This window comes from Prevotella sp. 20925_1_30 (assembly GCF_041433025.1).
Classification (GTDB): domain Bacteria; phylum Bacteroidota; class Bacteroidia; order Bacteroidales; family Bacteroidaceae; genus Prevotella; species Prevotella vespertina.
The window spans coordinates 1-7744 of sequence record NZ_JAPWAR010000048.1; the positions used below are offsets into that span (position 1 = coordinate 1).

6 protein-coding genes are annotated in these 7744 nt (G+C 38.0%); 1 reads left to right on the forward strand and 5 read right to left on the reverse strand.

The window, feature by feature from the left end; translation table 11 throughout:
- Positions 1 to 331 precede the first annotated feature (331 nt).
- The 5 genes from O3603_RS11675 to O3603_RS11695 form a co-directional block, all read right to left on the reverse strand.
- Complete coding sequence (locus tag O3603_RS11675) at positions 332 to 973, reverse strand: hypothetical protein (RefSeq protein ID WP_287317591.1); 642 nt, start codon at positions 971 to 973, stop codon at positions 332 to 334.
- A 206-nt stretch (positions 974 to 1179) separates the two neighbouring features.
- Positions 1180 to 1842 carry a ParA family protein gene (locus tag O3603_RS11680; protein ID WP_371522997.1) on the reverse strand — a complete coding sequence of 221 codons (663 nt, stop codon included), beginning with the start codon at positions 1840 to 1842 and terminating at the stop codon, positions 1180 to 1182.
- A gap of 34 nt (positions 1843 to 1876) precedes the next feature.
- On the reverse strand, positions 1877 to 2590 hold the full coding sequence (locus O3603_RS11685) for a hypothetical protein (RefSeq protein ID WP_371522999.1): 714 nt from the start codon (positions 2588 to 2590) through the stop codon (positions 1877 to 1879).
- The gene (locus O3603_RS11690; protein ID WP_371523001.1) at positions 2587 to 3348 is read right to left on the reverse strand and encodes a hypothetical protein; all 762 of its coding nucleotides are present in this window, start codon (positions 3346 to 3348) and stop codon (positions 2587 to 2589) included. Before O3603_RS11690 ends, O3603_RS11685 begins: the two co-directional genes overlap by 4 nt.
- A gap of 264 nt (positions 3349 to 3612) precedes the next feature.
- Entirely contained in the window at positions 3613 to 4326 is a 714-nt protein-coding gene (locus O3603_RS11695) for a hypothetical protein (RefSeq protein ID WP_371523003.1), read from the reverse strand.
- A gap of 2350 nt (positions 4327 to 6676) precedes the next feature.
- Between O3603_RS11695 and O3603_RS11700 the strand changes: the two genes are divergently transcribed.
- The gene (locus O3603_RS11700) at positions 6677 to 6847 is read left to right on the forward strand and encodes a hypothetical protein (RefSeq protein ID WP_371523005.1); all 171 of its coding nucleotides are present in this window, start codon (positions 6677 to 6679) and stop codon (positions 6845 to 6847) included.
- Positions 6848 to 7744 lie beyond the last annotated feature (897 nt).

Here is a 7744-nt window from a genome sequence, read left to right on the forward strand (position 1 = left end):
TGTTGATGTGAAGAAAGCCTCTCCTTGATGCGAAGAAACGCCCCCTTCGTTTTAAAAAGAGCCCCCCTTTGTTTGTTGTCCTGCTATTTCTGCTTACGAGGCAGTACCTCGTAATACTTCGACCAGCCTTCCCCAGCCAACGTCCAAGCAACACTCCCCTCCTTTCGGAGGGGTCGGAGGAGGCTTCCTCAACCATCTTCTCGTATGCAAACAGCAGTATTCACTCCCCTCTCCATTACTTCCCTTCGGTCAGTGACCGCTGGTTCGGAGAGGGGGTGAGGCTGTAGTTGGGCTAGTGGTGAGCCTGTATGGCTTGCGAGTGAGGCTTTCCTTACAGCAGACTCTCCCCAAAGATAGCGTTCTTGATGTCCTTCTCATGCTCGAAGACAAAGCGTGCCACGATTGCACTAAGGATGGCTGTTGAGGGGAGTTTGATACTCGTTGCCGACTTTAATCGGTCTAGTACGCTCTTCAAATTAGAGTCTATATATACCGTTGCAAGGCGTGAGTCACGCATTTTATAGTCTCGTGCCAGGTCGAGGAAGAGCTGCCAACTATCCTCACCGCTATCCTTTGCCATCGAATACTCACGTGCCAACTGCCTGCCCTCAGCCTTTGGTAACTTCTTAGCAGCTGGTGCCGTGCGGTCTTTCTCATCATTCACTGCATCGATTGCAGACACCTGACCAAATCGAGACTGCTGTGTTTCTGGTTCCGTATCAGCTGTTTGTACCACTTGTTCAGTAGACTGCTCCACTGCTGTCGGACGCTCGTTTTCCACCTGCTCTACTGCCTGCTGCACTTCTTCCTGTGGCTCTTCTTCTGTCTTATCAACGACTTCAACCTCCTCATTATCAGCCTGTTTGTCGTCAGCATTAGCATTAGCTACACTTGTATTTACTCTCTGAACGCTATGAGCCAAGTCTGCCATTGCACCCGGCATCACAACCATTGTTCTCTTCTTCTTTGCCATGTTTAATTCAAAATAGTATTTTTAAAAGTCAAAACTAAACTCCAACCAGCCTCACCCCCGACCCCTCTCCGAATGGAGAGGGGAGTGATTAGATAGTGTGGATGTCATTATCTAAATAATTCCTACCCCCATCCTCTGTACTATCTACTCCCCTCTCCATTCGGAGAGGGGGCGGGGGTGAGGCTGTAGAGGGGGCGGGGGTGAGGCTATTTCATCCTTTTCACCATAAATTCAAACGCTTCTTTCACAGCGCTCCGTTGCGTAGCTAGGAGCTCAAAAGTGTTCGTTCGCTTCAGAGTTGCACGACTATTTACGGCTGGCGTAACCTTTCCGAACTTGCCAAACACTTCATCAGTTTTCTCCCACATATCCTGCTCCTCCGCCGTACCAATACGTGGGTCAATGCGGTTAGGAACGAAGAAGAGCTGTGCATGCATTTGTGGGTTATGCTCGCGTAAAACGTTGATTACCTGTACAAAAGTACCTGTTGAGTCGAGTGTCTTATCCTCATATTCATAAGGACAAACGATGTAATCGGCTTCAACAAACAATGGTGCCAATCCGTCCTCACTGATGTTACCAGGGGAATCGAACAACACGAAACCGTCAACCTGCGATGCCGAATCCATCAACTCCTGCATGGTCTCGACGTCAGTAACATCGAAATCCTGCACGTTGTAAGGCTCATCTTCACCCTCATAGAGCTGTGCGTCTTTCTGACGTTGCATGAGGATGGTCTTCTGCAAGTCGGTATCGATGATGCAAACATCCTTGCCTTTTGAGGCGAGATAATTAGCAAACAGGATGCAGAGGGTGCTCTTCCCTACCCCACCCTTTTGGTTTGCAAATACTACTTTCTTATTCTTCATTATTGTTGTTGATATTTGTTTCTATTCTTATTAATTATATTGTCGTATTATTGTCACCTATCAGCATTTTCTTCCAAACCACTCCGATACCTATCACATCAGCGATAATAAAGATAGGAAGGGCATAGGAATAAACATCTGAAATCCATCCTTTTACTCCCATATCAAGCCCCATAAGGAAGATTAGAAACGAACCGATAACCACCAAGACAAGGGCTGATAACATCCATATCTGCTTGATTATCAGATGGTAAAGTCTACCTCCTGTAAGCATTATTAGGCGTACGATGAGGAATAAATAGGCGGTTACTGCCACCCAACGGGATAGACTCACGATGGTTTTCCAGCTTATATAGAAGGCTTCACCACTATAGTCTGCCTCAGAGAAAAGCTCTAAGGGCTTCACATCCGTTAGGTAGATTACACCGAAGACAACGCATATCCATGATACGTAACTAACTATTGTCCAACCACTTACAGTGCGTCCCAAGCGGTGCGCCACACGTGCAAATACGGCGATCATAGCCATGAAGGAATAGCTCACCAAAAGCTCTGCTATCATGGAGAAATGGTCGACAAGCGTGTTTTGCTCATCTGTGAAGATGTTGTCATTAACGATCTCTAACTGACTACCTAATGCCATTACGTCACCCAATACACCTAGGATGAAGAGCGAAAGAAAGGCACTCATCAGATTCTCTTCGAGCCTCGTTGCAGGCAAACAAGATATGATCTTTTCTTTTTTCATTCGTCTATTTCGTCTATAAATAGTTCTTCTTCGTCCTTTAATAACCACTGACCTTTAATGTAGTTATCCGTGCTAGGAGCATGTAGATGGGCTGCATCTAAGATATTCCTCCATAACACTCCGATATAGAGAACGACGGATAGATAGCACATACATAATATAATTTCTAACATCAAAGGAACGTTATTGTTGGCTGCTCCCGGTAGACAGAATTGTATCAAGATGAGGAACACACAGAAGGCTGCTAACTGCTTAACAAACAATATCTTGAGGTGACCTTTACTCAAAAGGAGTGACCGACTGATTATGTAAACATAGCAGAGAAAACTCAAAGTAACGCATGTAAAATAAACTCCATGGCATGTATTCATAATGTCAGCATCGAACTCATTGCTCACAGAAGAGCTGAATGTAAGCGCAACGATGATGTTAGAACAAAGCATGATCATCAAAAAGGTAGCAAACAGCCAAGCACCTATTGCTATGCTCATCCAGCCTACATGCGACCGACCAATGCGATGGATAACAAGTCCAAAGAGGGTCATCAAGCCCGCAAACCCACAATTAAATGGGATGTTCGTGAGGGTCTCTAAATCCATTTGACTTAGCCCAGAACCATACCAGAAGAGCGTGTTCGGACCAAGAACATACACCATTGAATAGGCTATCATACCGATAATAAAGAGCGAAAGGAAGATATTTGAAGCTCTTTGCTCCCATTTCTTCACAGGTAGAAAAGTTATATCTTTGGCATCCATAACCATGTTTTATTATCTTTTAGACGGCTTAAAAGAGCCTTATTGCATATTATTTACTTCTTTTACTATCATTTTGTAAAGTTCATACTACCCTTTTCTTCATCATTTCTGGCGTTTTTTTAACCATCTTACCATCTACTCGCAAATACGAGAAATACAGCAGTTATAAATGTTGAAGAATCTTACTTTCGATTCAGGTAACGCCCTCCCCCACCTTATTTATATATATATTATACATAAAATTGTGCTGGGAAGCACACTTGTTTATGCTTGACTCGCATCTTCCTCATCGATGTCCTCCTCTGTAATATCCGCTGACATCGAACCACGAAGGGCAATCGATGGAATCAAACCAAGCACGAAGACAATCAGTGTGAGGATGGTTCCGTAGGTGTCAATGGCTGTCATTGATAGTCCACCAACCTCATTATACATATAATAAAATACTCCGCCAGTTAGAAAGATGAGGATTGGACAAAAAATGATAGACATACCATACAAACGAATGGAGCCTCGGAACTTACGCACCAAACCGATTCCTAAGAATAGATTCAATAGTCCAATAACAACATTGTTGTAGCCTCGGAAGGTCTGAATCAATGCCTCCTCACGTGGTGTCTCCATCATAATGTCATGTGCAGGTAACAATGCTCTGTAACAAACAGCAGCTGTTCCAAGAACTGACAAAACCATAATCACAATCATTGCCAACTGCAAAAAGAAATGCTTACTATTATTTAGGCACCTGCGAAAAACCTCCCACATCACCAACTGAGTGGCGCATACAAGAATCGACTCTGCTATCTGAATCGCCGAAGAACTTTGAACAGTTTCAAAGGTCTCAGTCAATGATGTCATCCCATCAGTGGGTGCTCCTGTCCAGTGATCTATGCTATTTACCAAACTAAACGCTAGAAATAAACCAAGGCTCCAGTTGAGAGTTTCACTCTGAACAGATGATATTTTAAACTTCTTCATACGTTTTTATATATTTATGTTTTAGTCTTTCTAAATAAATAAACATCGCTTCGTTCATTTATATTAATGTGTATGCAAATATACACCTAAATACTGAAAGAAACAAATACATTCAAATGTTTTTGCTTAAAAAAACAATAAGATAAATCATTAAAAACGCATTTAAATAAGCAAATAAACACTTATTTAGTTGTTTATTTATTTATATATTTCATTATTAAATGAGCCTTTCTTTATAACAAACAAGTATTTAAATAGATATTATAAGTGACTTAAAGAAATAAAGAAATTATTATACTTTTATACATTTATATATATTTTCGAGACAAAGTAAGCGTCTGAAATTATGTTATATATTTATTGATTCATATAAAAGAGACATTCAATAGGCATGAAAAGAGGTTATACACTTATATAAAAATGATACTAGAAAGAATCAAAGTAGGTATCTATTTTAGTATAAACATATATTTATACAAAGATACAAAAGTACGTTTTCAATCTCAGGAAGTGGTTATTTTAAAGGGAGAATATACACAAATAATTATTTATATATTAGTATATAATATTGTTTTTCAACACTTTATAAGTACTAAAAGGGGATATGTAAAGAAAGAACGAATACTTATCTTGATAATTGGAGATAGGTAAGGAATATAAAAGAAGTTTAGTAGAAGACCGTAAAACGAGGTGTGATTCAAACAAGGGATACTATTTACAGATGAAGAGAAAAGTATATATTTATATAATAAAGACATGCTAATAACGAATTGAGAAGTATTTATAAAGACAAACCAGAGCATTTATAGAAAGACTAATAAGTAGTTTATACTTTTATGCTTTTATATATTTAATAGTATATAAAAGCCCGAATCAGTATTTAAAAAGTGTTTATATAAATACATACAACTAATAACAAATAAATAAATAAGTATTTTTTTATTTATATATTAGTATCGTTTAAGAAGCAAGTAAACATATATTTCATTTATAATAGTATTATATTTTTATATATATGAGCAGTTAATTAAAAGTGCAATAACATATTCAAAGAAAGAAGTAAACCCTTAGATACATATAAAAGGAGTGTGTTTATAATATGTATATATAAATATGTTTTAAAACAGATAAGTAAAAGAATAAATACATATTAGCATTAATAAGGTAAAACAAAGTGCGCTGCAAGGAGGAAGGAAGTAGGGGAGAAGAAAGCGAAATAATGTGCAGGAAGAGGAAAAGAAACAATGATAAATACATGAAAAGAGGATAAAAAAAGAAGCTAAAGAGATTCCAATAAGTACATAAAAGCACTTTCAACGAAACAAAGAATGCCCAACTATAAAACCAAGAAGACACCCCTGTAAAATAAAGAAAGCCAGCCTATAAAACAAAGGAAATTCAACTAAAAACAAAGAAGAACTCAGCTATAAAACAATGAAACGCCTTCTTCAATGCAAGGAAAGGCACTCTTTAACATGAAGGGAGGCTCTCTTTAAATAAAGAAAAGCACTTCCTGCATTGTTAAAGAAACTCAGAAGGGCGTTTAAAGGATATAAAAGCCACAAAAATAACATCTCTTCTTATTCACAAGAAACGACTAACTATCTAGGAAAGAGTAAGATACTAATTTGAGAAATAGCTCTGATTAGCAAAATAAAACGAGTCCATTTAAATAAGAGAAAGGCTCTAAAAACTAAAGATTAAACGGCAAAAAAATAAAGAAAAAACATTCCTCTAAATAAGAAGAAATAACCCCCAAAAACTGAGATAACATCTATCTGGAGGGAAAAAGACGACAAAATAGTAAGGTTATAATGGGTATATTAAAAGGTAAGAAACGACAAATAGGGAGAGAAAACTTACTTACTTAAAACTAAGAAGTTCGACAAATAAGTAAGTTAAAACGCCTAGAACGATCAGAAAGAAGCATTTGAAAGACGACAAAATAGGAAGTTCTTTGAGGAAAAAGAGCTTTGCGACAAATTAGGAAGATATTTCTTTGAGTGTAGAAGAGCATATAAAGAGTTGTAAATCAGTATGTTTACAAAGGCAATTAAAGCCAAACGGCGACAAAAAAGTGAATTGTTTGGGTATTATTTAAATGTTTCATACAATATAGAAGAGCTAAAGTTCTGTTATACAGAGGAGTTAGTAAGGATGAAGAAAGGAATTCTTAAAGTAAATAAGTTCCTAATATGTCGCTGTAAAAGAGGCTCATCTTGTACAAAAAATAGGTACTTTTGGTAGTTAAAAGGGGGTAAATCGACAAACAGGGAACAAAAAACTTGAATGAAGCTAAGTATTAATTATAGAAAAGGAGACGTATTGGGAAGGTTGAAAAGACGACAGAATGGGAAGAAAAAAACAAGTAATAAGACAAGAGAAAAGCGACAGGAAAAATAGGAGAATGTTGGTTAAGAAAATAAAAGGAAACGATTTGCTAGATGATAAAAGGAATCTGACAAAAAATAAAGTTATCAAGAGAGAAGAGAGTAGGGTAGGGGTGAGTAAAGCGAAGTAGAGCATAAGATAAAATAAAGCTATACGACTAATAACAAAACACTTAGCGTTGAGTTAGTTACGAACAAACCAGTTAGAAGAATAAAAGACCATCGACGATAAGACTAGGAGTAAACCGACAGAAAAACAACAAAGAAAGCATAAAGACTGATATAAGAGAGCGAAAGAAGCGGCGGAAAAAACGAACAGCAAGCACAAAGCAAGCACCCCTCAAGCTAAGTTGCGACAAATAGGGAGGGTCGCCCAAAAGCCCTTAGTAAAAGTCATCTCCACACAGGCAAATATCTTTTTAACCCTTAACTTAAAAACTTCTCATCGAGTTAGATATCGTTAGTTAATCAATTATAAGACATTAGTAAAGGTGTTTTAAGATACTGATATACAATGAGTTGCAGGGGTAACTACCGACAAATTAGTAAGTTAGCGACGACAGATTAGTAAGATGGAGGCGACAGATTGGGAAGGAGCTTGCGACAGATTAGTAGGTAGATAATGGATGTGTTCGACGAATAAGGAGCATTGGTTCGACGTTTAGGGAGCCTCTTGTTGATATTTACGAATAGTTATGACAAAATAAGGAAAATCTTAGTTTTAATAGAGGAGATAATTGCCTTTTATGTAGGATGTTGTCTTTAAAAGGGTAGGGGAGTCTGTGATGTTATGGAGAAGATAATTGTTTGTAAACAACTTATTGCTTGATAGTTACAAAAGAAAGCGTTTTTAAGATCGACAATAAGGGAAGATTTTATGTGAAGAGAGGTATGCTAAGATACGACAAAAGGGTAGGTTTTTGAAAAACATTTACTTGCTTTGGGGGGAGGAGAGGGTGATGAGTGAGGGTGATGGGGCTGATTGGGCAGATAAAGGAGGGTGAGGAGTGAGGGTGATGGGGCTGATT

Coding starts and splice junctions, on each gene's coding strand:
- O3603_RS11675 (WP_287317591.1), bottom strand. CDS start 973: ATGGCAAAGAAGAAGAGAACAATGGTTGTGATGCCGGGTGCAATGGCA.
- O3603_RS11680 (WP_371522997.1), bottom strand. CDS start 1,842: ATGAAGAATAAGAAAGTAGTATTTGCAAACCAAAAGGGTGGGGTAGGG.
- O3603_RS11685 (WP_371522999.1), bottom strand. CDS start 2,590: ATGAAAAAAGAAAAGATCATATCTTGTTTGCCTGCAACGAGGCTCGAA.
- O3603_RS11690 (WP_371523001.1), bottom strand. CDS start 3,348: ATGGATGCCAAAGATATAACTTTTCTACCTGTGAAGAAATGGGAGCAA.
- O3603_RS11695 (WP_371523003.1), bottom strand. CDS start 4,326: ATGAAGAAGTTTAAAATATCATCTGTTCAGAGTGAAACTCTCAACTGG.
- O3603_RS11700 (WP_371523005.1), top strand. CDS start 6,677: ATGGGAAGAAAAAAACAAGTAATAAGACAAGAGAAAAGCGACAGGAAA.